Origin of the sequence: Streptomyces sp. XH2, assembly GCF_049725035.1 — a bacterium.
GTDB lineage: Bacteria > Actinomycetota > Actinomycetes > Streptomycetales > Streptomycetaceae > Streptomyces > Streptomyces roseoverticillatus.
On sequence record NZ_JBMMMZ010000024.1, the window covers coordinates 17471 to 42755 of the forward strand.

Consider the following 25285-nt stretch of genomic DNA (forward strand, 5'->3'; position numbering starts at 1 on the left):
GGCTCTGCGGGCCGGGTCCACGGGCCTTCTCTCCGCTCTGCGGGCCTGCTAGGTGCGCGAGGCCAGCGGCTGCGGGGCCCGCGCTGCCGGCATGCGCGTGCAGGCGGCCGGTGCCGTGAAGGCCGTGAAGCGCTCGGGGTGGTAGAGGCGGTGCATCGGGTGCTCCTCGCCGCGCAGGGTGGCCAGCACGGCGCGGGCGACGGCCGGGGCCTGGGCGAAGCCCCCGGTGTTGTGCCCGCCGTTGACGACGTACAGCCCGCGGCCCGGGCCCTCCTCCGCGTGGTGGAGGCCGAGCGAGGTCGCCGTCCAGGGGCGTATGCAGTACTTGAAGGCGTAGTTGTCGCCGCCGCGGGACGAGGCCCGCAGGCCGGCGCGGTCCGGGAAGAGCCGCTCGATCGTGTCGGCGATGCCGCGCCGCACGGCGGCGAGCTGCCGCTCGTCGGGTTTCGTGCCGGCCCCCGTGTAGCCGTAGCCGGAGCCGACGATCAGGATCTCCTGGCCGTCGGCGTCGAGCCCCACCGTCACGTTGGCGTCCTCGGTCACGTGGCCGCGGCGCCCGACCTTGAGGGAGTTGCGCAGCCCCGTGGCGTGGTTGCTGATGCGGATCCAGCCGCCGAGCACGCCGTGGATCTTTCCCTCGCAGGGCGTGCCCCGCAGCAGCTCACTGCCGTAGACGCCGGGCGAGGCGACGACGTGGGCGTCCGGCGGCAGCCGCACCGGGCAGTCGAGGCCGGTCAGCGCTCCCGAGGCGTCGCGCCGCACCCCCGGCACGGGGGTGTTCCAGTGGAAGCGGGCGCCCCGGTCCGTCAGCCACGCGACGGCCCGGGCGGTGAACTTGTGCACGTTGAGGGTGAAGCCGGGGACGAAGAAGCCGCCGGCCAGGCTGCCGTCGCGCATCGGCCCGGCCAGGGCCGCGCAGTCCCGTGCCGCTTCGGCGGGCGGCAGTTCGCGCAGGACGGCACCGATGGCGCGGTGCCGGGCCAGCGCGGCCTCCAGGTGGGCGGGGTCCTCGTACACCCGCAGGATGTCGTCGGCCAGGACGACGTTCTCGAACAGTTCGGGGCGGCGCCGCCGCAGCAGGTCCCACTCGCGGCCGGCCTCGGCGGTCAGGGCGAAGATGTCGTCGTTGTAGGACCGGGCCAGCCAGGAGGGGACGCGCTCGAACTCGTCGATCCAGGCGAGCTCCTCCGGGGACAGCGTCCGGGCGTCGCGGGCGAGCCAGCCGTTCTCCTCTACGGGCCGGCGGAACCAGTCGGGCGGGCTGCCGTGGAAGTCCTGGTTGTTGTAGCTGTCCATCTCGGTGAAGGTGAACATGCGCGCGTCGTCGCCGGCGTGGGTGCAGCCGTACGCCTCCCACGCGGCGCTGCCCGGTGCCGGCGAGCGGTCGAGGACGGTCACCCGGTACCCGGCCTCGGTCAAGTACAGCGCCGTGACCAGGTTGACGACTCCGGCTCCGACCAGGACGACCTCGCGCGGGCCCTCGCCGGACGCGGACGGCGGGGCGGCGGCGGTGAGCGGGCGCGAGAGCGCGAAGTGCCGCTCGCAGCGGGCCAGGGCCGTGGCGACGGCCTCCAGGCCGCCTCCGCGCCCGGGGGCCGCGCCGGGGACGCATGCGAGGAAGACGGGCCCCCGGGAGCCGGTCCGGCGCCGCAGCGCCGCCTCGTCCGGCGGCCGCGATGTGACGAGGGCGGCGGCTCCGTGCCGGTCGAGTGCCGCGAGTACGTCCTCGGGCGGGGCGCTGTCCAGCGAAGGATCGTGGACGATGTTGCCGGAGCGCAGGAAGTCGGATGTCCCCAGGCCGGTGTCCGGGAGAGTGAGCAGAATCTTCATCTCGCTGGGAGTCCTGTTCTGGCTGTCGGGTGCGGCGGCCGGGGTGAGGGACGAGGGTGAGGGGACGGGAGCGACGCGCAGCCGCGCACGTCCGGCGTCCGTACGGCGTAGGAGTGTGCGGAGCCTGTGGTGAACGTGCGCGGCCCGCAGTGGGGCAGGGCGCGACCGCCCGGCCGCGCGGTACGGCCGGAGGCGTGGCCGAAGCGGGCCGGTCAGCCCTGGCCGGTGCTGAACGGCAGCGGCCGGCGCCGCATCCGCAGCCGGGCACGGCCCGCTCCGTCGATGTCGATGCCGGTACCGGTCCAGCCGTCGCGGAAGGCGCGCTCCAGTGCGTCGGTGGCCGAGCACGCGACGGTCAGTTCCGGCGTCTCCCCGGCCGTGGCGGGCCACCCCGCGGGGCTGGGCCGGTACAGCAGGAACCGCAACCGTCCCCCGAACTTCCGGACGAGGCCGACCGGTTGGAAGCCGGCCTCCAGCAGGGTGCGCACGGCGTACGGGTTGCTGGGCGCGCTGGTGGCGAAGAGATGGCGGATGTCCGTGCCGGCGAGGTCGGCGAGGGCGCGGACGTTCATCAGCCGGGCCAGTCCGTGACCGCGCCAGCCGGGCAGGACGGCGACGGTGTCCCAGTGGCCCACCCGGTGGTACTCGGCAGGGGGCAGGGCCGTGTCCTTGGCCAGGTTGAACGCGCGGTCGCGGGGAAAGTAGACCATCCGGTAGGCGACGGTCTCGCCGTCGTACACCACGCCGTAGCACCGTCCGCCGTCGGCGAGGCAGTACGCGATGAACTCGGGCGTGCTGGTCTGGAAGACGGACGGGTCCGCGAGGGCCGAGCGCACCCGCTCCTGGAGGCCGAGCAGCAGGCCGAGGTCGCCGGGGCCGAGCCGGCGGACGTCGAAGGTCACGTCGGGTGTCGCTCCGGGTGTCGCTCCGGGCGTCATGCCGCTCCCGCCGCGGCGACGAACGCCGCGATCAGCGGATCGGGGCGTTCCCCGCCGCCGTCGGCGGGCCCGTCGTCCGCGGGGAGCTCGGGGTGCCACAGGACGCCGACCGCCCATGCGTCCCCCTCGGCGTCGTCCTCGCGCTCGATCGCCTCGGCGAGGGAGTCGTCGGCGCGGGCGGTCACCCGCCACCGGATGCCGCCCGGGGTCTGCTCACCCAGCCCCTGGTGGTGGTACGAGGTCACCTTCAGCGTCCGCTCCCCGTACGCCCGGGCGACCTTGCTGCCCTCGACGAGGGTGACCGAGTGCCGCGAGGTCTCCGTGAGGGAGGTCCGGTGCGCGACGCGCCCGCCGTTGACGTCGGGGATGTGCCCGATCAGCGGATTCCCGGTGACGGCGTGGAGCACTTGTGCGCCGCGGCAGATGCCGAGCGTGGGAATTCCCGCATCGAGCGCCGATCCCGCCAGCCGGGTCTCGAACGCGTCCCGCCGGGGGTGGTAGGCGTATCCGGGCTGCCGGTCAGTACCGCGGCAATACGCGGGATCCATGTCCTCGCCGCCGGTGAGCAGCAATCCGTCGAGCAGGGAAAGGTATGACGTGCACAAATCCCCGTCGGCGCCGGTGCAGGGAATGACGAGGGGCAGGCCGCCGGCCCGCGTCACCTGCTCGACATATCCCTCGTGAACGCTATGGCTTCGGATGGTCTGACGAAAGCGTGAGGTGACCCCGATGCGAGGCCTCGCGGACGACGTCCTCATCACCCAACTCCCCCTGAAAATCAAGCACACGCACACGACGGCATACGACGAGCGATGTTTCAGTGGCCGGCAGGTCCGCGCGACTCGCTGCGCGGAAATAGCCTGCCCGGTAAAGGACTTGCAGTGTGGCGACTACACGTACGAACGTTCGGCACCGTAACGGAACACGGACGGAACACGCAAGATTCCGAGATCACTGCCCGTGCGCCCGTGCGCCCGTCCGCCGAGACCGACCCGGACGAACGATCGGTCGGCAGACCGGTGACTCTGCGCGCGATCCCCGCCAGTCCGTTTATTGAACATTCAAGGAGATCGTTCTAGAGTGGCGCCGAGGAGATTCTTGAACATTCAAGAACCACTCTCGCCTCCCCCCATGTAAGGAGCCGTCGTGAAGTCCACCCGCAAGACCTGGGCCGCCGCCGTCGCCCTGGGCGTCCTCGCCGCGAGCGGCGCCACCGTCGCTGCCGCCACCCCCTCCGCCTCCCGCGCGTCGCAGGGCGCGAGCGAGGACGAGCAGCTGCAGAAGCTGTACAAGGACGCCCTGGCCGAGGGCGGCCGCCTGGTCGTCTACGCCGGCGGCGACAAGCCCGGCCAGGCCGACTACCTCAAGAACGCGTTCCTCAAGCGGTTCCCCGAGATGAAGGTCGACACCGTCGTCGACTTCAGCAAGAACCACGACGCGCGCCTCGACAACCAGATAGCCGAGCACAAGGTCGTGGCCGACGTCGTCCACCTGCAGACCCTCGACGACTTCCCGCGCTGGAAGAAGGAGGGCGCCCTCGAGAAGTACAAGCCCGTCGGCTGGAACAAGGTCTACGACCAGATCAAGGACAAGGACGGCTACTACACCGGCCTGTTCTTCATCGCCTTCGCCGACGTCACCGCCACCACGCTGGGCGACGACGCGCCCGTCGAGGCCCAGGACTTCCTCAAGCCCGAGTTCAAGAACAAGCTCGTCTTCACCTACCCGAACGACGACGACGCCGTCCTCTACTACTTCAAGCAGCTCACCGACAAGTACGGGTTCGACTACCTGAAGAAGCTCCTCGCCCAGAACCCCAAGTTCGTCCGCGGCACCGCCGACGCCTCCGCCACGGTCGGCAAGGACGGCTACGTGGCGAACTTCGGCAGCTCCGGCAGCTCCAGCGGCCTGTCGAAGACGAGCACCCCGCAGAAGTCGCCCTGGGTCGCCTGGCCGCAGACCGGCGCCATCCTCAAGGACGCCCCGCACAAGGCCGCCGCCAAGCTGTACCTGAGCTGGCTCCTGTCGAAGCAGGGCCAGGAAGGCCGCTGGAGCGCCCGCACCGACGTCGCCACCCCGGCCGGGCGCAAGAACATCTTCGACTACGACAACATGAACCCCCTCGGCCTCGGCGAGTTCATGAGCGACCGCGCCGCCCTCGACCGCTTCAAGGCGCGCATCAACCTCTACGTCGGCGACGTCAAGGGCGCGAACCCCGCCGACCCCGAGGGCAAGCTCGGCCTGTACCCCGTCGACCAGAACGGCACGCAGGGCTGAAGCGCGCCTCCGGACAGCGGACCTGATCAGTGACCCCCGACTGCCGGCGAACCCTCGCCGGCAGTCAGCCGCAGGGCTGTCCCCGCGGACGCTTCGGCGGGTTCCGGGCGGGGTACCGCAGAGGCAGTTGTCGGCTGGGCGGACTGCGGAGGGGGCCAGGACATGGGGATGGGGACGGGGACGGACCCGTGCGTGACGGATGACCTCTCGCCCCGCGACGCCCAGCACGCGGCCAGGGGCCGCCTGCTGATCCGCACCGGGTGGGCGCTGCGGGTCACGGGGACCGTGGTGGGCCTGGCGGGCGGGCTGCTCTTCAGGGGCGGTCTGAACTCCGACCACATACCGGAGGGCTTCACGCAGGGCATGTGGTGGCTGCAGGAACTGGCCGGCCTGGTGGTCCTCGTGATCGGCCTGTACGTGTTCGGCGCCGGCCGGCGCCGCGTGGTGCGCGGCAAGCAGCACACCGCCGACGTCATCGTCTCCGCCGGTCAGCTGGCCGGCACGAGGTACGTGCTCTACCTGCGCCCGTTCGCGAACGACCCGGCCATGGCCTCGCTCCCCCGCGACTTCCAGGGCGGCGGCTCGAACGCCGAGAACCTGTTCTTCCTCACCGGACTGACCTACGAAGAGGCCCTCGTCCGGCGCTTCCGCCATCTCGGCCGCGTCGTCGCGATCGGCCGGCCCGGCGAGCCGCTCCCGCTGCCCGGCGCGGCCCGCGCGTACCTGCCGGTCGACGACTGGCAGGACACCGTGAGCGAGCTGATCGGCGGCGCGCACGTGGTGATGCTGTCGGCGGGCCCCGGGCCGGGGACGGTGTGGGAGTTCGCCGAGGCCCTGCGCGTCCTGCCGCCCACGCGGCTGGTGCTCCTGGCCTACTGCGAACCCGCGGAGTACGACCTGTTCCGCGAGGCCGTCGCCGAGGAGTACGCGCGGCGGGCGCGCGGCGGCCCGGGAACCCCGGACCCGCATGCCGGCGCCGGTACGGAAGCATGGCCGCCGCTGCCCGCCCTGCCGGACTTCCCGCCGCTGGCCCATCCGCAACGGCCGCGCTGGCAGGTGCTGCTGAGCGGCGGCCGCAGGAAACCGCGCTGGGACTTCGTCCTCAAGGGGCTGATCGTCTTCGGCCCGGACTGGAAGGCGACGTTCGTCCGCTTCGATCCGACGGCGAAGCGCCTGGCGGGCCCTGGAATGCTGAATCATCTCGTCAAGCGCGAACTGCAGCCCATTATGGAACAGTTGAACGCACTGCCCGCGCGGAACTGATTCGTCCGCTGCGTGCGGGAGGTCATCATGCTCCCATGACCGGCATAGACGACACTCTCTGGAACGCAGGCGTCGGCCCGACGGACTACGCCCGGGCCAAGGACAAGTACCAAGGCGCGATCCTGGAGCAGTACAAGCTGTGCGTCGAGATGGCCGACCGGGTCAGCGCCCGGCGCAGCCTCACCAACACGTTCTTCCTGTCGCTCAACACCGTGGCCGTCACCGCCCTCGTCACCCTCTCCGGAGCCCACTGGCGCAGTTCCTCGGTGTGGCTGCTGCTGGCGGGGCTGGCCGTGCTGCTGACCCAGTGCCTGGGCTGGTTCGTGATGATGCGTTCCTACCGCCAGCTCAACGCCGCCAAGTACGCGGTGATCGGCGCGCTGGAGCGAAGACTGCCGGCGCTCGCCTACTCGGACGCGGAGTGGGGCGCCCTGGGCGAGGGACACGACTGGCGCCGCTATGTGCCCCTGACCTACGTGGAGCAGGGGGTCCCGGTCGTCTTCGGCGTGGCCTACGTCGCGGGCTTCCTGGCCACCACCCTCTGAGCCGGTCCGGCTCCCGCCCGGCGACGGGCCCCGCTCCTGCCGGCCGGGGTGGGACACTGGCAGGGCGACAGTGCCGACCGGCGGACGGGTGAAGTGCGATGCGGACGATCGGCGTTACCGGACACATGGACCTCGCCGAGGGCACGGAGCCCCTCCTGCGGGACGCCCTCCAGGGCCTCCTGCGCGAACTGACCCCGGGTGCGACCGGGCTGACCGGCGTGTCCTGCATCGCACCCGGCGCCGACTCGTTGTTCGCCGAGGCCGTCCTGGCCGCCGGCGGAGCCCTTTCCGTGGTCCTGCCGTTCGACGACTACCGGGCGTCCCTGGACGACGCGGAGGACAGGGCGCGGTTCGACCGCCTGCTGGAGGCGGCTGCCGACGTCACGGTCATGCCCTACCCGGCGGCGAGCGTGAGCGCCTTCAAGGCCGCGAACACGGAGCTGCTCGGGCGGTCGGACCTCCTGGTCGCGGTGTGGGACGGGGCGGCGTCCGCGAAGGACGGCGGCACGGCCGCCACCGTCGCCGAGGCGCGGGAGGCGGGGATCCCCGTCCGCGTCCTGTGGCCTGCGGGGGCGGCACGACGCTGCTGACCCGCCCGGACCGGCGGGGCGGCGTGGGCGGGCGCGCCACGCGGACGCGCCCCAAAGACTCCACCGGCCGGATCCGCGCGCGGGCCGGACGTACGCTCGAAGCCGGTGGGACCGCGCCGGGCGCCGCCGGGCGGCCGCGAGGGCGGGCCCGCGCAACGGATGGAGAGACGATGAGCAAGGCCACGGGGACGGGCACGGACAGACGGCCGCCCGCGCCGCACGCTGCCGACAGCCATGATCTGATCCGGGTGCACGGCGCGCGCGAGAACAACCTCAAGGACGTCAGCATCGAGATCCCGAAGCGCCGGCTGACGGTGTTCACCGGTGTGTCCGGCTCGGGCAAGAGCTCCCTGGTGTTCGACACGATCGCCGCGGAGTCGCAGCGGCTGATCAACGAGACCTACAGCGCCTTCGTGCAGGGCTTCATGCCGGTCATGGCACGGCCCGAGGTCGACGTGCTCGACGGGCTGACGACGGCGATCACCGTCGACCAGCAGCGGATGGGTGCCGACCCCCGCTCCACGGTCGGTACCGCCACCGATGCCAACGCGATGCTGCGCATCCTCTTCAGCCGGCTCGGGAAGCCGCACATCGGCCCGCCCAGCGCGTACTCCTTCAACACCGCCTCGGTCCGGGCGAGCGGTGCGATCACGGTCGAGCGCGGCGCGCGGAAGGCGGTGAAGGCGACCTACTCGCGCACCGGCGGCATGTGCCCGCGCTGCGAGGGCCGGGGCACGGTCTCCGACATCGACCTCACCCAGCTCTACGACGACTCCAAGTCGCTGAGCGAGGGCGCGCTCACGATCCCCGGCTACAGCATGGACGGCTGGTACGGCCGCATCTTCACCGGCTGCGGCTTCTTCGATCCGGACAAGCCGATCCGCAAGTACACCAAGAGGGAGCTGCACGACCTCCTCCACAAGGAGCCGACCAAGATCAAGGTCGATGGCATCAACCTGACGTACGAGGGCCTGATCCCCAAGATCCGCAAGTCGATGCTGTCCAAGGACATCGACGCGCTGCAGCCGCACGTCCGCGCGTTCGTGGAGCGGACGACGACGTTCGCCACCTGCCCGGAGTGCGACGGCACCCGGCTCAGCGAGGGCGCACGGTCGTCGAAGATCAAGAAGATCAGCATCGCCGACGCCTGCGCGATGGAGATCAGGGACCTGGCGGAGTGGGTCCGCCGCCTCAGGGAGCCCTCGGTGGCGCCGCTGCTCACGGCGCTGCTGCACACCCTGGACTCGTTCGTGGAGATCGGCCTCGGCTACCTCTCGCTCGACCGGCCGGCGGGCACGCTGTCGGGCGGCGAGGCGCAGCGCGTGAAGATGGTCCGTCACCTCGGCTCCTCGCTCACCGACGTCACCTACGTCTTCGACGAGCCCACCACGGGCCTGCACCCCCACGACATCAGCCGGATGAACGACCTGCTGCTGCGGCTGCGGGACAAGGGCAACACGGTGCTCGTCGTGGAGCACAAGCCGCAGACGATCGCGATCGCCGACCACGTCGTCGACCTCGGCCCGGGGGCGGGCACGGCCGGCGGCACGGTCTGCTTCGAGGGCACCGTCGAGGGCCTGCGGGCCGGCGGCACGATCACCGGCCGGCATCTCGACGACCGGCCCGCCCTCAAGGAGGCGGTGCGCACGCCCGCCGGCACGCTGCCGGTCCGCGGCGCGACGACGCACAACCTGCAGGGCGTGGACGTCGACATCCCGCTCGGGGTGCTGTGCGTGGTCACCGGTGTGGCGGGGTCCGGCAAGAGCTCGCTCGTCCACGGCTCGATCCCCTCCGAGGAGGGTGTGGTGCCGGTGGGCCAGGGCCCGATCAAGGGCTCGCGGCGGAGCAACCCGGCGACGTACACCGGGCTCCTCGACCCGATCCGCAAGGCGTTCGCCAAGGCCAACGGCGTGAAGCCGGCCCTGTTCAGCGCCAACTCCGAGGGCGCCTGCCCCACCTGCAACGGCGCGGGCGTGGTCTACACCGACCTGGCGATGATGGCCGGCGCCGCCGTCACCTGCGAGGAGTGCGAGGGCAAGCGGTTCCAGGCGGCGGTGCTGGAGCACCGCCTCGGCGGCCGCGACATCAGCGAGGTGCTCGCGATGCCGGTGTCCGAGGCCGAGGAGTTCTTCGGCTCCGGCGAGGCGCGCACGCCGGCCGCGCACCGCATCCTCGGCCGCCTGGCCGACGTCGGGCTCGGCTACCTCGCTCTCGGGCAGCCGCTCACGACGCTGTCCGGCGGTGAGCGGCAGCGGCTGAAGCTGGCCACCCACATGGCCGAGAAGGGCGGTGTCTACGTCCTCGACGAGCCGACCACCGGCCTGCACCTCGCCGATGTCGAGCAGTTGCTCGGCCTGCTCGACCGGCTCGTGGACTCCGGCAAGTCGGTCATCGTCGTCGAGCACCACCCGGCGGTCATGGCGCACGCCGACTGGATCATCGACCTCGGGCCCGGGGCCGGCCACGACGGCGGCCGCATCGTCTTCGAGGGCACGCCCGCCGACCTCGTCGCCGCCCGCTCCACCCTCACCGGCGAGCACCTCGCGGCGTACGTCGGCGGCTGACCGGGGCCTTGCCCGGCCGGGGCCTTCGCGAGCGCCGGCCGGGAGGCCGGGCGCCCTGTCGCGGCAGCCGGCCGGTACTCAGCGCCCGGGCGCTCCCGCGCGCAGTCCGTCCATGACGAGGTCCAGCAGCCGGGTGACGCGCGGCTGCCAGTCCGAGCGGGGGTCGATCTGCCAGAGGCCGGCGATGGCGAGGAGGAAGTCGTCCGCGGAGACGCCCGGGCGGATGGTGCCGGCCTCCTCGTTGGCCCGGAGCAGGAGGCCGGCCGCGGAGGTCACCGGGGCGTGCCCCGGTTTCGCCGGGCCCCCGGGCCCGGCGGTGGCCATGCGGATCGCGTCGGCCAGGCCGGCCTTGGTCATGGCGAACCGGGCGAGGCGGTCCATCCACTCGCGCAGGGCCCGGTCCGGTTCCCGCGAGCCGAGCAACTGGGCCGCCGCATCGGCGACCTGCTGCATCTCGTAGCGGTATATCTCCAGGACGAGCGCCTCGCGGTTGGGGAAGTTGCGGTAGAACGTGCCCTGTCCGACGCCCGCCTTCCTGGCGATCGCGCTGAGCGGGGCGTTGGGGCAGCGCATCAGTTCGGCCACTGCCGCGTCCAGGATGCGCTCGCGGTTGCGCCGCGCGTCCGACCGCTGAGCGGTGTCCTTCTTCTCCTGCACTCGCCCTCCCGGCGACGCGTGCCCGAATCCCGCTCTTGTTAACCGGACAACTGTCCACTAAGCTCCATAGGAGCGGACAGTTGTCCGCTTGTGCTCACCATAGCGGCACCCACGGTCGGCCGTTGCCCGTCCCGGCACCGGCGTCGTGATCTTTGCCACCCGCAGTGCTTCCGTCACCTGACCCGCCACGCACGCACAGCGCCATCTCGCGGTCTCCCCCGGCACGTCCCCTGAGACCCCTCCTGATCCACCTCCTGATCCACCGTTCGCTCCGCCCGCCGGTTCGTCCCCCGCGACGTGCTCGGGACACGAGGCTCCGGATACGCGAAAGAAGGCTGATCATGGCCCCACCCCCCTCGTCCGCGTACGACAGCTCCATCACCTTGGACGTCAACGGCGACAAGCACACGCTGACCGTGGACCACCGCACCACCCTGCTCGACGCACTGCGCGAGCGGCTCGATCTGACCGGTACCAAGAAGGGCTGCGACCAGGGGCAGTGCGGGGCCTGCACGGTCCTGCTCGACGGGCGCCGGACCGTGGCCTGCCTCCAGCTCGCCGTGGCCGCCGAAGGGCGTGCGATCACGACCGTCGAGGGCCTCGCCGACGGTGACCGGCTGCACCCCGTCCAGCAGGCGTTCCTCGACCTCGACGGCTACCAGTGCGGCTACTGCACGCCGGGACAGATCTGTTCGGCGGTCGCGGTGATCGAGGAGCACGCGGCGGGCTGGCCGAGCGCCGTCACCGATGACATACGACCCGAAGCCGGGCCGCCCCCGCTGACCGGTGACGAGATACGCGAGCGGATGAGCGGCAACCTGTGCCGCTGCAGCGCTTACGTGTCGATCGTGCAGGCGGTCTCCCGCGCGGCCGCCACGGCCCGGACGGAGCCCGCGGAGGCGGCGGCCGGCGCCGAGGGGGCGGCGGCGTGAAGGAGTTCGGCTACCAGCGCGCGTCCGACGTCTCCGGCGCCCTCGCGCTGCTCGACGCCGATGCCGACGCCCGTTTCCTCGGCGGCGGCACCAACCTCGTCGACCTGATGAAGGCCGGCGTCGAGCGCCCCTCCCGCCTCGTCGACGTGCGCGAACTGCCCCTCGACCGCATCGAGCCGACGGCGGACGGAGGGCTGCGCATCGGCGCCACCGTCACCAACAGCGACCTCGCCGCCCACCCCGGCGTCCGCCGCCGCTACCCGGCGCTGGCGCAGGCCGTGCTGGCCGGCGCCTCCGGACAGCTGCGCAACATGGCCACGGTCGGCGGCAACCTGCTCCAGCGCACCCGTTGCGGCTACTTCACCGACGTGAGCAGGCCCTGCAACAAGCGCGTCCCCGGCAGCGGCTGCCCGGCCGTCGGGGGCGAACACCGCAACCACGCGATCCTGGGCGCCACCCGCCACTGCGTGGCGGTCCACCCCTCGGACATGGCCGTGGCGCTGGCCGCCTTCGACGCCGTCGTCTCGTACGAGACGAGCGGCGGGCCCGGCGAACTGCCGCTCGCCGGCTTCTACCTGCCCGTGGGCGGCACACCGCACCTGGAGACCGCGCTGCCGCCGGGCGCGCTGATCACCGGCGTCACCCTGCCGCCCGCTCCCGTCGCCGCGCGCTCCCGCTACCGCAAGGTCCGCGAGCGCGCCTCGTACGCGTTCGCGATCGGCTCGGTCGCCGCCGCCCTCGACCTCCGGGACGGCGTGATCCGCGAAGCGCGCCTGGCCTTCGGAGGAGTGGCGTCCCGGCCGTGGCGCGCCCTGGCCGCCGAACGGGCACTGACCGGGGCACCCGCCGACGGCGAGACGTTCGCCGCCGCCGCGGACGCCGAACTGGCGGCCGCCGAGCCGCTGCCGCACAACGCGTACAAGGTGACCCTGATGCGCAATCTCGTGGTGGCGGTACTGACCGGACTCGCCGAGGAGGCCGCCCGATGACCACCGCCCCCACCGCGCGCAAGGGCGCCGTCGGCACCGCGCACACCCGGGTGGAAGGCCGCGACAAGGTCACCGGCGCCGCCCGCTACGCCGCCGAGATCCCCTTCGCCGGCCTCGCCCACGGCTGGCTGGTGCTGTCCACCGTCGCGCGCGGGCGCATCCGCTCCCTGGAGACCGCCGAGGTGCTCGCGATGCCGGGAGTGCTCTCCGTTCTCCACCACGGGAACGCCCTGCGGCTCAACACCGACTACATCGGCCTGCTGGGGGCGCCGCCGGACCCGACCTGCGCCGTCTTCCAGCACGACCGGGTGCCGTTCATGGGATGGCCGGTGGCCCTGGTCGTCGCCGAGACCCCCGAACAGGCCAGGGAAGCCGCCGAAGCGCTCGTCGTGCGCTACGAGGAGGAACCGTACGACACGGCCTTCGCCGGCGACCGCCCGGACGCGTACCCCGTCGGCGGCCGCATGCCGGCCGAGACCGGGAAGGGCGACCTGGAAGCCGGACTCGCCGCGTCCGCGGTCGTCGTGGACGCGGAGTACACCACCCCGGAGGAGTACCACCACCCGATGGAGCCCCACGCGGCCACGGCCCGCTGGGACGGCGGCCGGCTCGACGTCGTGGACTCCAACCAGGGCGCCACCTGGGTCGTGGGCGAGCTCGTCAGCCTCTTCTCGCTCGACCCCGCCTCGGTGCGGGTGCGCTCCGAGCACGTCGGCGGCGGCTTCGGCAGCAAGGGGGTCCGCGCCCATCAGGTGGCCGCCGTGATGGCCGCGACCCTCCTCCAGCGGCCGGTGCGCGTCGTCCTGACACGCCGCCAGATGTTCTCCCTCGCCGGCTACCGCAGCCCCACGATCCAGCGGCTCAGGCTCGGCGCCGACGCCGGCGGGCGGCTGCGCGCGCTGGAGCACCGCTCCCTCAGCCACACCTCCACCGTGCACGAGTTCGTCGAGCCGAGCACCGGTGCGACGCGGGTGATGTACGACGCCGACGCCCACCACACGGCCAACCTGGTGGTGCGTCTCGACGTGCCGACCCCGACGTGGATGCGCGCACCCGGCGAGGCACCGGGGTCGTTCGCGCTGGAGGCGGCGCTGGACGAACTCGCCGAGAAGTGCGGGATCGACCCGATCGAGCTGCGCGTGCGCAACGAGCCCGAGCGGGGGCCGGTGTCCGGCCTGCCCTTCAGCAGCCGCAACCTGATCGCCTGCTTCCGGGAGGGCGCCCGCAGGTTCGGCTGGGCGGACCGCGACCCCCGGCCCGGACTGCGCCGCGAAGGCCGCCGGCTGATCGGCACCGGCACGGCCGCGGCCGGCTTCCCGGTGATGGCCCTGCCGTCCACGGCGGCCGTCACGGCGGAGGCCGACGGCACCTTCACCGTACGGATCGCCGCGGCGGACATCGGTACCGGAGCGCGGACCGCGCTCACCCAGGTGGCCGCCGACGCACTGGAGACCGCGCCGGACCGCGTCCGGGTGCGCATCGGGGACAGCGACTTCGGACCGGCGATGATCGCCGGAGGTTCGATGGGCACCCGCTCCTGGTCGTGGGCGATCACCGCCGCAGCCGGCGAGTTGCGCGAGCGGCTCGTCCCGGGAGCCGGCATCCCGCCGGAGGGCATCACGGTGCGGTCGGACACCACCGAGGCCGTCGGCGCCCTCGCGCAACTGGAACGGCACTCCTTCGGAGCGCAGTTCGCCGAGGTCGCCGTGGACGTCGCCACCGGCGAGGTGCGCGTACGGCGCATGCTCGGCGTCTTCGCTGCGGGCCGGATCATCAACCCGCTCACCGCCCGCGGCCAGTTCACCGGCGGAATGATCTGGGGCATCTCCATGGCCCTGCACGAAGAGGCGGTCCGGGACAGCACCTCCGGCGGAAACTACGGCGCGGACCTCGCGGGCTACCACGTCGCCACGCACGCCGACGTCCCGCACATCGAAGCGCACTGGATCGACGATCCGGATCCGCACGACCCGGTCGGGATCAAGGGCATCGGTGAGATCGGCATCGTGGGCGCCGCGGCGGCCGTCGCCAACGCGGTCTGGCACGCGACGGGCGTACGCCACCGGAGCCTGCCCATCCGGCCGGACCGCGTCATCCTTGCCGGTGCGGGCAATGCAGGCGGTGCGGCCGGTACGACCGTTGCGGGGGGAGCACATGCTTGAGATCGCCGGGGAACTGCACCGCTGGGCCGCGCAGGGCCGGGACTTCGCCGTCGCCACCGTGGTGGCCGTCAGCGGCAGCGCCCCGCGCGGCCCCGGCGCCGCCCTCGCCGTCGACGGCGAGGGCACGGTCATCGGCTCGGTCTCCGGCGGCTGCGTGGAAGGAGCGGTGTACGAGCTGTGCCGGCAGGCCCTGGCCGACGGCGAGACGGTCGTCGAACGGTTCGGCTACAGCGACGACGACGCCTTCGCGGTCGGGCTCACCTGCGGCGGGGTCATCGACATCATGGTCACGCCGGTCACCGCGGGCACGCCGTGGCGGGCAGTGCTCCGGTCGGCGCTGACGACCGCCGCCCGCGGCGAGCCGGCGGCGGTCGCCCGGGTGGTCCGGGGCCCGGCCGGGCTCCTCGGCAGGGCACTGCTCGTACGCCCCGAGGGCTCCTGCGAAGGCTCTCTCGGCGGCCGGGCGGAACTGGACCGGACGGCGGCGGCCGAGGCCCGGGCCGTGCTGGACACCGGCCGCACCGGCACGGTCGGCCTCTCGGAGGACGGATCGCACTGCCCCGGCGGGCTCACCCTGCTCGTCGAGTCGAGCGTGCCGCCGCCCCGCATGATCGTCTTCGGTGCGATCGACTTCGCCGCGGCCCTCGTACGGGCGGGCAAGTTCCTCGGCTACGACGTGACCGTGTGCGACGCCCGCCCCGTCTTCGCCACGCGGGCCCGCTTCCCCGACGCCGACGACGTCGTGGTCGACCGGCCCCACCGCTACCTGCGGCGCACCGCGGTCGACGGGCGCACGGTCCTGTGCGTGCTCACCCACGACGCCAAGTTCGACGTGCCCCTGCTGAAGGAGGCGCTGCGGATGCCGGTCGCGTACGTCGGCGCGATGGGCTCGCGCCGCACCCACGCGGACCGCGGCCGGAGGCTGCGCGAAGCCGGCGTGACCGAAGGGGAACTGGCCCGGCTGAGGTCGCCGATCGGCCTCGACCTCGGCGCCCGTACGCCCGAGGAGACCGCCCTGTCGATCGCGGCGGAGATCGTGGCGGCCCGGCGGGGAGGGACGGGGGTGCCGCTCACGGGCTCGGACACGCCGATCCACCGTGAGGACCGGCGGCTCGCCCTCGTGCCCTCACGAGGACGAGCCGCAGCCGCCCGAGCCACCGTCCCCGTGGTGCCCGCCGCCGCAGGAGTGGTGTCCTCCCCCTGAATGGTCTCCGCCGGAGTGGTGGCCCGGCCCTCCGCCGTCGTCCCCGGAGTCCGCCGACCCGTCGTATCCCCCGTGCCCCTTGCTGCCGCGGGCGCCCCGGAGCGCCTGCGTCAGCTTCTTCAGAATCCCCATGACCGCCGCCTCCCTCGTCGGACCTACCCACCGCACGGCCCGCACGCACGTTCCTGCTCCGGCGCGCCGAAGCACGCGGCGCGCATGCGGGAAGCGGGCGGGGGCGCGTAGCCGAAAGAAGTCAGGAAGCACGCCGGAGAGCCGCCGTACGACGGGCGTCACCCGGCCTGCTGCAAAGGGGCCGCGCCCGCCGGCCCGCGAACACGGGCGGCGGGCCGCGGGCCGCCGTTCCCGGGAGCAACGCAACCCCCGGAACGGGTGAGGGGCCACGCCCGGGTGAATCGCACAAGGCTCGCCCCGGCCCTCGCCCCGTGGTCACGGCCCTCTTGACCCAGGCTCGAACTTACGCGCGACGAAGCGCCCGCCGGGGTCCGTAACGGACCCGATCGGGGGTCGTTTTTCCGATCACTCGTCCGAGCCACCCGTCAACGAGGAGGCGTAGTGCGTCACCGCCCCATCTGCCGTACGAGCAACACGAGGGTGCCCTTGCTGTTCGAACACCGGCCGCTCCCGGCCCGTGCCGTCCCCGCCCGGGCCACCGCGGGGAGGACGGCATGAGCCACCGGATCCGCTACCGCAGCGTGGTCGACGTCATGGTCCTGCTGCACCGCACCGACGGGCGCGTCCTGCTGCTGCGCCGGGCCGGAGACGTCTACGCCCGCGGCCTCCTCGCCCCGCCCGGCGGGCACCTCGAGGACGGCGAGACCGTCGTCGAAGGGGCCCTGCGCGAGGCCGGCGAAGAGGTCGGCGTGGGCATCGCACCGGCCGACCTGGAGTTCTGCCACCTCATCCATCACCGCTCCCCCGAAGGCCGGGCGCGGCTGGGGGTGGTCTTCACGACCCAGCGGTGGTCCGGGGAGCCCCGCAACCGCGAGCCGGGCAAGTGCTCCGCCCTGGTGTGGGCCGATCCCGGCCGGCCCCCGGCGGACTGCGTCCCCTACACCGCCGCCGTCCTGGACCGGTTCTGCGCCGGCGCCCTGTTCTCCACACATGGCTGGCCCGTCACCATGGCAGGAGGGACGGCATGAAACCCGAGGACAGCAGGGCGTGCGGCCGCGCCGGAGGACGACGAAGGGCTGAGTGCGTTCGGGTGTACCCCGACGCGCGGACATTGCGGGCGACCGCCGAGTGCGGGAGATTGATGCGGGTCCCATTGCCGTAGGACGGGCCGGTTGCCCGGGGCCGCACGGCCGGCAGTCGCCGAGTGCCCGGCAACGCCGGGGCGAGCAGGAGGAGCCCGACATGCCCGCAGCGGACGCCGAGGCGGACGTGCTGATCGTCGGCGGCGGGCCGGTCGGGCTCACCGCCCGGGCGCTGCTGGAACGGTGGGGCGTACGGGCCCTGCTCGTCGAGAAGCACGGCGAGTTGTCGCCCTTTCCCCGGGCCCGGCTGGTCAACGTGCGATCGATGGAGATCTACCGCGCGCTCGGGCTCGCCGACGGCATCACGGCGGCCGCGTTCGCACCGGAGTACGGCCGCATCCGCTTCCGCGACACCTTGCACGACAGCGACTTCGCCACGGCAGCGATGGTCGGGATCAACGCGCCGGTCCCCGAAAGCCCCGTGACCGGCGTGGTCACCTCGCAGGACCGGCTGGAACCCACCCTGCTCGCCGCCGCGGACGGCCGGGTGCGGTTCGGGGCCGAGCTCGTCGACCTGGTCGAGGAGGACGAGGGCGTCCTGGCCACGCTCCTCGACCGCCGAAGCGGTCAAGAGGTCCGCGTCCGCGCCCGTTACGCGCTCGCCGCCGACGGCGCGAACTCCACCGTCCGGCAGCGGCTGGGCGTCGGCACGACCGGCCCCGGAGCGATGGCGGACTTCACGACCGTCGTGTTCGACGCCGATCTCGGCCGCTGGTGCGCCGACCGGCCCGCCGGGGTCTACTTCACCCCGCACGGGCTGTTCGCCCCGCTCTACCCCGAGGGAGGCTGGGCCTGGTTCGCGCCCACACCCGAAGACGCCGCGCACGCGGACTGGGCCGGGCTCGTCTCGCGCGCCCTCGGCCCGGGCTCCGGCGTACCCGTCGACGTGGTGCGGGTGCAGCACTGGACGATGAACGCCTTCGTCGCCGAACGCTTCCGTCACGGCCGGGCCCTGCTGGCCGGCGACGCCGCGCACGCGATGCCCATCGTCGGCGGCCTGGGCATGAACACCGGCATCGCCGACGTGCACAACCTGTGCTGGAAGCTGGCGGGCGTCCTCCACGGGTGGGCCGGACCGGGACTGCTGGACACCTACGGGACGGAACGGCAACCCGTCGCCCACCGGACCCTGCGCCAAGCGGTGACCAACACCCGGCTCATGCTCGACGTGCAGAACCGGCGCCGCGAACAGCTCCGCGCCGGAGCAGCACCGTCGCAGCGGATCGAACTCCCCTGGTCGCAGCGGTACTTCGCGCAACTCGGCCTCGTGCTCGGCGTCTCGTACGACTCCGACGCCGTCCTCACCGACGGCAGCGGTCCGCCCGGCCCACCCGGCACAGGCACGGATGCGGACACGGGCACGGACTATGTCCCCACCGCAAGGCCGGGCCGCCGCATGCCGCACCTTCCGCTCGCGCGGGACCGCTCCACGCTCGACGCGTTCGGCGAATGGTTCACCCTGCTCACCCCGGACCCCGTCCGCTGGGAGCGGCAAAGTACCGCCGGACCATGGCCGTTGCGCATCGAGCCGCTTCCCCGCGAGCACCTCGGCGTCTGCGGGCTCGGCCCGCAGGGGGCCCTGCTCGTCCGGCCCGACGGCCACGTCGGCGCCCGCTGGCGTGACCACCCGCCCGGCGGCTCCGCCCTCCGCCACGCCCTCGCCGCCCTCACCTGCGCGACGTCCCGCGAGCCCTCCTGAGCCCCGCCGGGCCCACGTCGCCGGCGCGCGGTCACAGCAGCGGCCCGAGCGGTCCGAGGTCGAGGTTGAGGTCCTCCGGTTCCAGGCCGTGGTGGTGGCACAGTTCCTCGACGCGTTCCGCGAGCAGCATGAGGGTCATGCCGATCCGTTCCTCCTGCTCGTCGGTGAGGTCGCCGCGCTCCACCCGGCGCAGGGCCTGCCGTTCCATCAGTTGACGCAGGAGTTCGACGACGGTCAGCACGAGCCGGGCCAGGTCGCGTTCGACGGTGGCCTCGTCCAGTTCCACGCGGCGGGTCACACCCCCGCCTCCTCCCAGGGTGCGGGCACCCGGTCGTCGATGCTGCTGATGAGGGCGTGCAGGTCGATGCGGACGAGGTCGACGTCGGCGATGCACAGGGTGAGGTCGCCGGCGACGACCACGCCGCCCGCGAGGAGCCGGTCGAGCAGGTCGACCAGGGAGAGCCTGCGCCGGGCGAGGAGGCCGTCGCCGGTCATGGGACGTCCTCCCCGGACGCGGGAGGCTCGTGCCCGGTCGTGGGGCGCTCACTTGCGGCCTGCCCGCTCGTGGCTTGTCCGGCGAAGGAGTACGGGGCCCAGGGCCCGGTCAGCTCCAGCCGCACCCCGTCCCCGGGCGCCAGGTCGGCGAGTCCGGCGACGGCCGAGAGGAAGCGGTTGCCGCTCTCGCGCCGTACGAGGTAGGCGGCGTTGAGGATGTTGCGCCCCGAGGGCCCCGCGAGGGGGCCGTGCTGCGGCGGGTAGAGCCGGGTCTGCTCCGCCAGGGCGGTGAGCGCCGCGTGGATGCCGCGCGCGGCCTCGTCCTCGCGCCGCGCCTCCTCCTCGTACGCGTGGTGTGCCGCCGCGCGGCGGCGGAGGTAGTCGCGGCCTGACAGGGCGGCGCGCGGCGCTCGGGGGCCGCCGGTGGCGGCCGGGGCCTGTGCGGCGTCGCCGGACGCGTGGATCTTCACTCCCCATTCGACACAGCCGTCGAGCCGGTCGAGGGCGGCGCCCAGCTGCGCGTGCCGGTTCGCGAGCATGCGGCGCACTCCCGTCTCGTCGCGGTAGACGGTCGCCAGCCGCAACGGCAGGACGCACGCGCCGGTCGCGGTCACCGCGTCGATGACTCTCTGATGGGCGCGGGCGGCCTTCTCCAGCCAGGCGATGTCCTCCAGGGAAGCGCGCAGGGCCGCTTCGCCGAAGCCGGCGGCCGGCACCGGGCCCACCAGGGTCGCGAGCCCCAGGTGCCGCAGGGCCCGGACGGGTTCGCCGGCGACGCCGGTCAGCACCTCCAGGTCGTCGGTGCCGGGGGCGCCGGCGTCCCGCGTGACGGCGTAGGCGTAGAGCAGTTCCTCGTGGTCCGCGTTCACCGGGTCTCCTCCTGCCGCTGTTCCAGTTCGGCGACGCGCGCCCGGAGCCGTGCGTTCTCGGCGCCCAGTTCGCCGCGGCGGGCGCCGGAGGACAGCGCGGGGTCGCTCTCCCACCAGTCGATGCCCATCTCCTTCGCCTTGTCGACGGAGGCGACCACCAGCCGCAGCTTGATGGTGAGGAGTTCGATGTCGAGCAGGTTGACCCGGATGTCACCGGCGATCACCACGCCCTTGTCGAGCACGCGCTCCAGGATGTCGGCGAGGTCGGCGCCGCCGGAGCCGTCGCCCACACCTGTGCCGGTGCCGGTCCTCGTCAGTGCCGTGCTGTCGGGATTCATGCCGTGCGCTCCTGTCCTCCGGCGCGTCGTCGCGTCTCCGCCAGCCGGTCCAGGAGCGCGTCCTCGCGGCGGTCGAACTCCTCCTCGCCGATCAGGCCGGCGGCGAGTTGCTCCTCCAGCGCCTTCAGTTCGGCGCCGACGACGGCCGGGTCGTAGTACAGCCGCTCGGCCTCGGCGACGACGCGGCGCAGCACCCAGGCCACGAAGCCGATCATTCGACGAAGCTGTACGGGGGCAGCGGGCCGTGGACCTTCACGTCCAGCCGGGGGTGCTCCTTCTCCAGCCGGCCGGCCTCGGCGAGCAGCCGGCTCCCGGCGTCCTCGGGCACGAGGAAGGAGACGTTCAGGAACCAGCCGGTGCTTTCGGGGCCGGGCCGTTCGCCCTCCGCCAGCGGTGCCAGCGTACGGCGCACCAGGGCGGCGTCGCGGGTTTCCCGCTCGTGCACGGCCCGGGCGACCAGTTCGCCGAAGTGCAGCCGCTCCTCGTACGAGCCTCCGCCGCCGGCCCGGTTGGCCTCGGCGAGGGTGCGCAGTCCGGTGTTCTCGGCGAGGACCAGGTGCAGGACGGCGTCCTCGTGGTGCACGGCCTTGACGTTGTACTCGACGCGGCCGTCGAGCCGGTCCAGTTGTTCCTCGTAGCGGCCCGAGTGCTCCGTGAGCACGTCGCGCACCTGCTCGTCACTGCCGGAGACGCTGCCGAAGCGCATCGGCAGCACGGTGGTGCGGCGGCCCGCCTCGGCGAGCACCCGCTGGTGGGCCAGCAGATCGCGGCGCTTGGGCCGCAGCTCGCCCTCCGCCGGGCAGTCGCTGACCACCGCGGACAGGCCCGCGCCGGTCACGACGCGTACGGGCAGCGGCGGGTCGCCGATGCCGGTGAGTCCTTCGGGCAGTTCGGGGCGGTCGCCGCGGGCGATGCCGTAGACGTAGGTGGTCACTCGCTCTCCTCCTTCTTGCGGGAGCGGGAACCGCTGCTCCGTTCTTCGCCGCGGTCGCGGACCTGCTGCACGGCGTCCGCGACGCTCTGCGCGGCGCCGGAGAGCGCGCCCTTGGCCTTGCCGCGGGCGCCGCCCTCGGTCACCGAGCCGACGAGGTCGGGCAGGCCGGCGCTGCGGTGCGGGCCGGCTTCCAGGTCGAGGCGGTTGCAGGCCTCGGCGAAACGCAGGTACGTGTCGACGCTCGCGACCACGACACGCACGTCGATCTTCAGGATCTCGATGCCGACCAGGGAGACGCGCACGAACGCGTCGATCACCAGGCCGCGGTCGAGCACCAGCTCCAGGACGTCGTACAGACCGCTGGTGCCGCCTGCACCCCCGCCCTGGGCCGCGGGGACTACGCTCATCGGACAACTTCCTCTCTTCGCTTCCGGCCCGGGGCCTCAGCGGGAGTCGGTCCGGCCCGTCCGGCCCCGTTCGTAGCGCCGCACGCGGCGGTAGCCGGTGAGCAGGCCGTCGGTGTCCAGGCTCAGCTCGTAGAGCGCCATGACGCTCATCGTCTCGGGGACGCGAGCGAGCTCCACCACCTCGGCCTCCAGCTCCCAGCCCCCGCCCTCGGACCTCTCGAACCGGCTGATGCCTTCGGGGCGCAGGCCGGTGAGCTCGGCGAACTGCTCGTGCGCCGCGCGCAGCACCTGCACCGCCGTCACGGCGGACTGCCGCCTCTCGGGCGGGGCGTCGCTCGACGTGCCGTCGGCCTTCTTGACGGGCTCTTCGGGTGTGCCGGATGTATCGGCTGTCTTCTTCTTCGACTGGGTCATCGGGCCCTCTGGTGTCCGTCCGGTGTCCGTCGTGGGCCTCGTCACGCGCATACCGTGCCTGCGCAGGTCCAAACATGTGCGAACGCGGCGTCCTGTGATCAACTCGGAGGACGGGGACGGAGTCAGTCCCGTGAACGGGAGGGGGCGGCTGATGCGACCGGCGCTGCTGATGGACGTGGACGGGCCGCTCAACCCGTACGCCGCGAAGCCGTACCGCCGGCCCGGGGGCTACGGGACGCACCGGCTCCTGACGCCCCGGTGGGAGGCCGCCGAGCGCCGCCGCCTGAACGAATGGGGACTGCCGGGCAAGCCGGTGAAGCCGTTGCGCGTGTGGCTCAACCCGGACCACGGCCCGGCGCTGGCCGCGCTTCCCTACGACCTGGTCTGGGCGACGACGTGGGAAGAGGAGGCCAACGCGTTCATCGCGCCGGTTCTCGGGCTCCCTGCCCTGCCGTTCATTTCGTGGCCCTCGCCGCGGCCGGAGCCCGGGGGCGGTGTGTTCTGGAAAACGCCGGAAATAGTCGCGTGGGCGAAGGGCCGGGCGTTCGCCTGGGTCGACGACGAGATCACCGGTGCGGACCGCGCCTGGGTGAAGGCTCACCACGACGGTCCCGCCCTGCTGCACCGGATCGACCCGCGCCGCGGTCTCGCCGACGACGACTTCACCGTGCTGGCGGATTGGGCGGCCGGTCTGGGCTGACTGGGCGGGCGGGAGGGCCTGCGCGGGTGCATGAGGGTACTGCCCCGGTCCTGACCCGCACCCCCGTGGCGCGCCCGGGCCGGGTCGTGTGGAGGGCCGCGCGTCCCTGACCACGCAGCGGCCGCCGCCCGCCCATCACGCTCACCACACCGGGGTGTAACGCACCGGCAGGAGAGTCAAGCCGCGGATCAGGCCGGGGCGCCAGGCGGCGTCGGCCGGGTCCGTGTCCAGGGTGAGGTCGGGGAGGCGGTCGAGGAGGGCCCGGAAGGCGACGGCGGCTTCCAGGCGTGCCAGGGGAGCGCCCAGGCAGTGGTGGATGCCGTGGCCGAAGGCGAGGTGTCCGCCGCCGGGGGTGCGGGGGCGGCGGATGTCGAAGCGGTCGGGCTCGGCGAAGCGGCCGGGGTCGCGGGAGCCCGAGCCCAGCAGGACCAGGACGGACTCGCCCGCGGGGATGGTGTGTCCCGCGATCTCGACGGCCTCCTTCGTCCAGCGGTACGCGGCGGACGTGACCGGCCCCTCGTAGCGCAGCATCTCCTCGATCGCGCCTTCCAGCAGGCCGGGTTCGGCCTGCAGGGCCTTGAGCTGCTCGGGGTGGGTGAGCAGGGCGTACGTGCCGTTGGCCAGCAGGTTGACGGTGGTCTCGTGGCCGGCGACGAGGAGGAGGAAGGCCATGCCGATGAGCTCGTCCACCGGGAGCCTGTGCCCGTCGGCGTCCTCGGCCCGCACCAGCGCGCTCAGCAGGTCGTCTTCGGGGTGTTCTTCCTTGGTGCGGAGCAGTTCGGTGAGGAAGGCCGCCATGGCGGCGGCCGCCTCGGCGCCGGCCGGGGTGGCGGGTTCGAAGACCATGCGCTGCGACCACTCGTGGAAGTAGTCGCGGTCCTCTTCGGGTACGCCCAGCAGCTCGCATATGACGGCGATGGGCAGGGGAAGCGCGAAGGACGCGACGAGGTCGGTGGCGCCCAGGGGGGCGATGCGGTCGAGCAGCTGGTCGGTGATCTGCTGGATGCGCGGCCTGAGGGCTTCGATCCGGCGGGCCGTGAACTCGCCGGCGACCATCGCCCGCAGGCGGGTGTGCTGGGGCGGATCGGTCTGGAGCATGTTGCGGCCGACGGCCTGGCCGCCGTCGCTGGTCCAGCGGGCGGAGTGGCGCACGTCGGTGCTGATCCCGGGGTGCGTGAGGGCCTCGCGCCCCGCGTCGTAGCCGAGGATCACCCAGACGTCGCCGGCGCCTTCCGTGGGGACGCGGTGGACGGGGCCCTGCCCGCGCAGGTGGGCGTAGAGGGGGTAGGGGTCGGCCACGAAGTCGACGCCGGCCGGGGCCAGCGCCTGGAAGTCGGGAAGCGTGCTCATGGATCGTCAGCCCTTCGTCGCCGGTACGGCAACCGGCAGCCGGTAACGGGAACCCAGAAAAGTGGGGATGGCTCCCCACTACGTGCCGTGACCTTAACAGCGAAACGGGGACCAGTCCACGGTTCGCTGTTAGAGTTGCTGTCATCACGCAGCCGCACCGCCCGAGGAGGGGCCATGAGCAGCAACACCCGCGCGGACGGCCCCTTGCGCAAGGACGCGCAGCGCAACCGCGACCTGCTCGTCGCGGCAGCCCGCGAGATCTACGCCGAGCGCGGCGTGGACGCCCCGCTGGACGACATCGCCCGCCGGGCCGGCGTCGGCAACGCCACCCTCTACCGGCGCTTCCCCACCCGTGGCGCGCTCATCGAGGCGGTGTTCGGCGAGGGGCTGACCGGCACGCTGCAACGGGGCGAAGAGGCCCGGAACGCCGACGACGCCTGGGCGGGCCTGGCGGGCTACCTGGAGCACATCTTCGAAGGCCTGGCCGCCGACAGGGGCGCCAACGACCTCATGACCACCAGCATCCCCGACATCCCCTCCCTCGACGCCCTCAAGACCCACCACCACGAGACGGTCCGCCTGCTCATCCTGCGCGCCCAGGAGCAGGGCTCTATGCGCGACGACGTGGTCGTCGAGGACCTGCTGTTCGCGCTGGCCGCCCTCGGCCGCGTCGTCCCCGCCTCGGTGACCGTCGCGCCGCAGGCCTGGCGGCGCCACCTGCACCTCCTCCTGGACGGCCTGCGCGCCCCGGCCGCCTCCGCCCTCCCCGCCCCGCCGCTCACCACCGACGAACTGGCGGACGCACTGCGCGCGCTGGCCGGCGGGGAGACCGGCGGCTGACCGACCCCGGCCCG

Annotated in this window: 26 protein-coding genes; 13 read left to right on the forward strand and 13 right to left on the reverse strand. The window is 73.1% G+C overall.

Annotated features, from left to right (window positions below; genetic code table 11):
• Positions 1–48: 48 nt before the first annotated feature.
• The 3 genes from ACOTKD_RS35850 to ACOTKD_RS35860 form a co-directional block, all read right to left on the reverse strand.
• Positions 49–1830: an NAD(P)/FAD-dependent oxidoreductase gene (locus ACOTKD_RS35850; RefSeq protein WP_424893178.1), complete on the reverse strand. Its 1782-nt coding sequence runs from the start codon at positions 1828–1830 to the stop codon at positions 49–51.
• Positions 1831–2042: 212 nt separating this feature from the next.
• On the reverse strand, positions 2043–2732 hold the full coding sequence (locus tag ACOTKD_RS35855; protein WP_424893179.1) for a GNAT family N-acetyltransferase: 690 nt from the start codon (positions 2730–2732) through the stop codon (positions 2043–2045).
• A 32-nt stretch (positions 2733–2764) separates the two neighbouring features.
• Positions 2765–3526 carry a gamma-glutamyl-gamma-aminobutyrate hydrolase family protein gene (locus tag ACOTKD_RS35860; protein ID WP_424893180.1) on the reverse strand — a complete coding sequence of 254 codons (762 nt, stop codon included), beginning with the start codon at positions 3524–3526 and terminating at the stop codon, positions 2765–2767.
• A gap of 388 nt (positions 3527–3914) precedes the next feature.
• Between ACOTKD_RS35860 and ACOTKD_RS35865 the strand changes: the two genes are divergently transcribed.
• From ACOTKD_RS35865 to ACOTKD_RS35885, 5 genes are all read left to right on the forward strand, one after another.
• Positions 3915–5045 carry an ABC transporter substrate-binding protein gene (locus tag ACOTKD_RS35865; RefSeq protein ID WP_424893181.1) on the forward strand — a complete coding sequence of 377 codons (1131 nt, stop codon included), beginning with the start codon at positions 3915–3917 and terminating at the stop codon, positions 5043–5045.
• Between the two features lie 192 nt (positions 5046–5237).
• Positions 5238–6308, forward strand: coding sequence for a hypothetical protein (locus ACOTKD_RS35870; protein ID WP_424893182.1), 1071 nt, complete (start codon positions 5238–5240; stop codon positions 6306–6308).
• 35 nt (positions 6309–6343) lie between these two features.
• Complete coding sequence (locus tag ACOTKD_RS35875; protein WP_424893183.1) at positions 6344–6853, forward strand: RipA family octameric membrane protein; 510 nt, start codon at positions 6344–6346, stop codon at positions 6851–6853.
• A 98-nt stretch (positions 6854–6951) separates the two neighbouring features.
• A complete protein-coding gene (locus ACOTKD_RS35880) occupies positions 6952–7443 on the forward strand; it encodes a hypothetical protein (RefSeq protein ID WP_424893184.1) in 492 nt (163 codons plus the stop codon).
• Positions 7444–7613: 170 nt separating this feature from the next.
• A complete protein-coding gene (locus ACOTKD_RS35885; protein WP_424893185.1) occupies positions 7614–10007 on the forward strand; it encodes an ATP-binding cassette domain-containing protein in 2394 nt (797 codons plus the stop codon).
• Between the two features lie 78 nt (positions 10008–10085).
• On the opposite strand, the gene ACOTKD_RS35890 is transcribed toward ACOTKD_RS35885, so the two are convergent.
• Positions 10086–10664: a TetR/AcrR family transcriptional regulator gene (locus ACOTKD_RS35890; RefSeq protein WP_424893186.1), complete on the reverse strand. Its 579-nt coding sequence runs from the start codon at positions 10662–10664 to the stop codon at positions 10086–10088.
• Between the two features lie 341 nt (positions 10665–11005).
• Between ACOTKD_RS35890 and ACOTKD_RS35895 the strand changes: the two genes are divergently transcribed.
• From ACOTKD_RS35895 to ACOTKD_RS35920, 6 genes are all read left to right on the forward strand, one after another.
• Positions 11006–11596: a 2Fe-2S iron-sulfur cluster-binding protein gene (locus ACOTKD_RS35895; protein WP_424893187.1), complete on the forward strand. Its 591-nt coding sequence runs from the start codon at positions 11006–11008 to the stop codon at positions 11594–11596.
• A complete protein-coding gene (locus ACOTKD_RS35900) occupies positions 11593–12585 on the forward strand; it encodes an FAD binding domain-containing protein (protein ID WP_424893188.1) in 993 nt (330 codons plus the stop codon). Before ACOTKD_RS35895 ends, ACOTKD_RS35900 begins: the two co-directional genes overlap by 4 nt.
• The gene (locus ACOTKD_RS35905) at positions 12582–14747 is read left to right on the forward strand and encodes a xanthine dehydrogenase family protein molybdopterin-binding subunit (protein ID WP_424893189.1); all 2166 of its coding nucleotides are present in this window, start codon (positions 12582–12584) and stop codon (positions 14745–14747) included. The genes ACOTKD_RS35900 and ACOTKD_RS35905 overlap by 4 nt, the downstream gene beginning before the upstream one ends.
• Positions 14740–15951, forward strand: a complete 1212-nt coding sequence (locus tag ACOTKD_RS35910; protein WP_424893190.1) for an XdhC family protein — start codon at positions 14740–14742, stop codon at positions 15949–15951. Before ACOTKD_RS35905 ends, ACOTKD_RS35910 begins: the two co-directional genes overlap by 8 nt.
• 686 nt (positions 15952–16637) lie before the next feature.
• Positions 16638–17111, forward strand: coding sequence for an NUDIX hydrolase (locus ACOTKD_RS35915; protein ID WP_424893191.1), 474 nt, complete (start codon positions 16638–16640; stop codon positions 17109–17111).
• 214 nt (positions 17112–17325) lie between these two features.
• Positions 17326–18924 (forward strand): FAD-dependent monooxygenase, encoded by a 1599-nt coding sequence (locus tag ACOTKD_RS35920; protein WP_424893192.1) that lies wholly within the window; start codon positions 17326–17328, stop codon positions 18922–18924.
• 31 nt (positions 18925–18955) lie between these two features.
• On the opposite strand, the gene ACOTKD_RS35925 is transcribed toward ACOTKD_RS35920, so the two are convergent.
• From ACOTKD_RS35925 to gvpO, 8 genes are read right to left on the reverse strand one after another with little or no spacing between them, the layout of a single operon-like run.
• Positions 18956–19222: a gas vesicle protein K gene (locus tag ACOTKD_RS35925; protein ID WP_424893193.1), complete on the reverse strand. Its 267-nt coding sequence runs from the start codon at positions 19220–19222 to the stop codon at positions 18956–18958.
• On the reverse strand, positions 19219–19419 hold the full coding sequence (locus tag ACOTKD_RS35930) for a gas vesicle protein (RefSeq protein ID WP_424893194.1): 201 nt from the start codon (positions 19417–19419) through the stop codon (positions 19219–19221). Before ACOTKD_RS35930 ends, ACOTKD_RS35925 begins: the two co-directional genes overlap by 4 nt.
• On the reverse strand, positions 19416–20288 hold the full coding sequence (locus ACOTKD_RS35935) for a GvpL/GvpF family gas vesicle protein (protein ID WP_424893195.1): 873 nt from the start codon (positions 20286–20288) through the stop codon (positions 19416–19418). The genes ACOTKD_RS35930 and ACOTKD_RS35935 overlap by 4 nt, the downstream gene beginning before the upstream one ends.
• Positions 20285–20626, reverse strand: coding sequence for a gas vesicle protein (locus tag ACOTKD_RS35940; RefSeq protein ID WP_424893196.1), 342 nt, complete (start codon positions 20624–20626; stop codon positions 20285–20287). The genes ACOTKD_RS35935 and ACOTKD_RS35940 overlap by 4 nt, the downstream gene beginning before the upstream one ends.
• Positions 20623–20841 (reverse strand): gas vesicle protein GvpG, encoded by a 219-nt coding sequence (locus tag ACOTKD_RS35945; RefSeq protein WP_424893197.1) that lies wholly within the window; start codon positions 20839–20841, stop codon positions 20623–20625. The genes ACOTKD_RS35940 and ACOTKD_RS35945 overlap by 4 nt, the downstream gene beginning before the upstream one ends.
• The gene (locus ACOTKD_RS35950) at positions 20838–21560 is read right to left on the reverse strand and encodes a GvpL/GvpF family gas vesicle protein (RefSeq protein ID WP_424893198.1); all 723 of its coding nucleotides are present in this window, start codon (positions 21558–21560) and stop codon (positions 20838–20840) included. The genes ACOTKD_RS35945 and ACOTKD_RS35950 overlap by 4 nt, the downstream gene beginning before the upstream one ends.
• The gene (locus ACOTKD_RS35955; RefSeq protein WP_424893199.1) at positions 21557–21967 is read right to left on the reverse strand and encodes a gas vesicle structural protein GvpA; all 411 of its coding nucleotides are present in this window, start codon (positions 21965–21967) and stop codon (positions 21557–21559) included. The genes ACOTKD_RS35950 and ACOTKD_RS35955 overlap by 4 nt, the downstream gene beginning before the upstream one ends.
• 36 nt (positions 21968–22003) lie before the next feature.
• Complete coding sequence (gvpO, locus tag ACOTKD_RS35960) at positions 22004–22426, reverse strand: gas vesicle protein GvpO (RefSeq protein WP_424893200.1); 423 nt, start codon at positions 22424–22426, stop codon at positions 22004–22006.
• Positions 22427–22532: 106 nt separating this feature from the next.
• Here gvpO and ACOTKD_RS35965 point away from each other — a divergent pair, with 106 nt between their 5' ends.
• Positions 22533–23081, forward strand: a complete 549-nt coding sequence (locus ACOTKD_RS35965) for a hypothetical protein (RefSeq protein WP_424893201.1) — start codon at positions 22533–22535, stop codon at positions 23079–23081.
• Positions 23082–23222: 141 nt separating this feature from the next.
• Here the strand turns inward: ACOTKD_RS35965 and ACOTKD_RS35970 are convergent, their stop codons facing one another.
• A complete protein-coding gene (locus ACOTKD_RS35970; RefSeq protein WP_424893202.1) occupies positions 23223–24431 on the reverse strand; it encodes a cytochrome P450 family protein in 1209 nt (402 codons plus the stop codon).
• Positions 24432–24605: 174 nt separating this feature from the next.
• Here ACOTKD_RS35970 and ACOTKD_RS35975 point away from each other — a divergent pair, with 174 nt between their 5' ends.
• The gene (locus ACOTKD_RS35975; protein ID WP_424893203.1) at positions 24606–25271 is read left to right on the forward strand and encodes a TetR/AcrR family transcriptional regulator; all 666 of its coding nucleotides are present in this window, start codon (positions 24606–24608) and stop codon (positions 25269–25271) included.
• Positions 25272–25285 lie beyond the last annotated feature (14 nt).

What these genes read in the sequence shown, in the direction of transcription:
- ACOTKD_RS35975 (WP_424893203.1), top strand. Translation starts at nt 24,606, where the DNA reads ATGAGCAGCAACACCCGCGCGGACGGCCCCTTGCGCAAGGACGCGCAG.
- ACOTKD_RS35860 (WP_424893180.1), bottom strand. Translation starts at nt 3,526, where the DNA reads ATGAGGACGTCGTCCGCGAGGCCTCGCATCGGGGTCACCTCACGCTTT.
- ACOTKD_RS35885 (WP_424893185.1), top strand. Translation starts at nt 7,614, where the DNA reads ATGAGCAAGGCCACGGGGACGGGCACGGACAGACGGCCGCCCGCGCCG.
- ACOTKD_RS35955 (WP_424893199.1), bottom strand. Translation starts at nt 21,967, where the DNA reads ATGAGCGTAGTCCCCGCGGCCCAGGGCGGGGGTGCAGGCGGCACCAGC.
- ACOTKD_RS35850 (WP_424893178.1), bottom strand. Translation starts at nt 1,830, where the DNA reads ATGAAGATTCTGCTCACTCTCCCGGACACCGGCCTGGGGACATCCGAC.
- ACOTKD_RS35875 (WP_424893183.1), top strand. Translation starts at nt 6,344, where the DNA reads ATGACCGGCATAGACGACACTCTCTGGAACGCAGGCGTCGGCCCGACG.
- ACOTKD_RS35940 (WP_424893196.1), bottom strand. Translation starts at nt 20,626, where the DNA reads ATGAATCCCGACAGCACGGCACTGACGAGGACCGGCACCGGCACAGGT.
- ACOTKD_RS35910 (WP_424893190.1), top strand. Translation starts at nt 14,740, where the DNA reads ATGCTTGAGATCGCCGGGGAACTGCACCGCTGGGCCGCGCAGGGCCGG.
- ACOTKD_RS35970 (WP_424893202.1), bottom strand. Translation starts at nt 24,431, where the DNA reads ATGAGCACGCTTCCCGACTTCCAGGCGCTGGCCCCGGCCGGCGTCGAC.
- ACOTKD_RS35905 (WP_424893189.1), top strand. Translation starts at nt 12,582, where the DNA reads ATGACCACCGCCCCCACCGCGCGCAAGGGCGCCGTCGGCACCGCGCAC.
- ACOTKD_RS35920 (WP_424893192.1), top strand. Translation starts at nt 17,326, where the DNA reads ATGCCCGCAGCGGACGCCGAGGCGGACGTGCTGATCGTCGGCGGCGGG.
- ACOTKD_RS35880 (WP_424893184.1), top strand. Translation starts at nt 6,952, where the DNA reads ATGCGGACGATCGGCGTTACCGGACACATGGACCTCGCCGAGGGCACG.
- ACOTKD_RS35945 (WP_424893197.1), bottom strand. Translation starts at nt 20,841, where the DNA reads ATGATCGGCTTCGTGGCCTGGGTGCTGCGCCGCGTCGTCGCCGAGGCC.
- ACOTKD_RS35895 (WP_424893187.1), top strand. Translation starts at nt 11,006, where the DNA reads ATGGCCCCACCCCCCTCGTCCGCGTACGACAGCTCCATCACCTTGGAC.
- ACOTKD_RS35965 (WP_424893201.1), top strand. Translation starts at nt 22,533, where the DNA reads ATGCGACCGGCGCTGCTGATGGACGTGGACGGGCCGCTCAACCCGTAC.
- ACOTKD_RS35915 (WP_424893191.1), top strand. Translation starts at nt 16,638, where the DNA reads ATGAGCCACCGGATCCGCTACCGCAGCGTGGTCGACGTCATGGTCCTG.
- ACOTKD_RS35930 (WP_424893194.1), bottom strand. Translation starts at nt 19,419, where the DNA reads ATGACCGGCGACGGCCTCCTCGCCCGGCGCAGGCTCTCCCTGGTCGAC.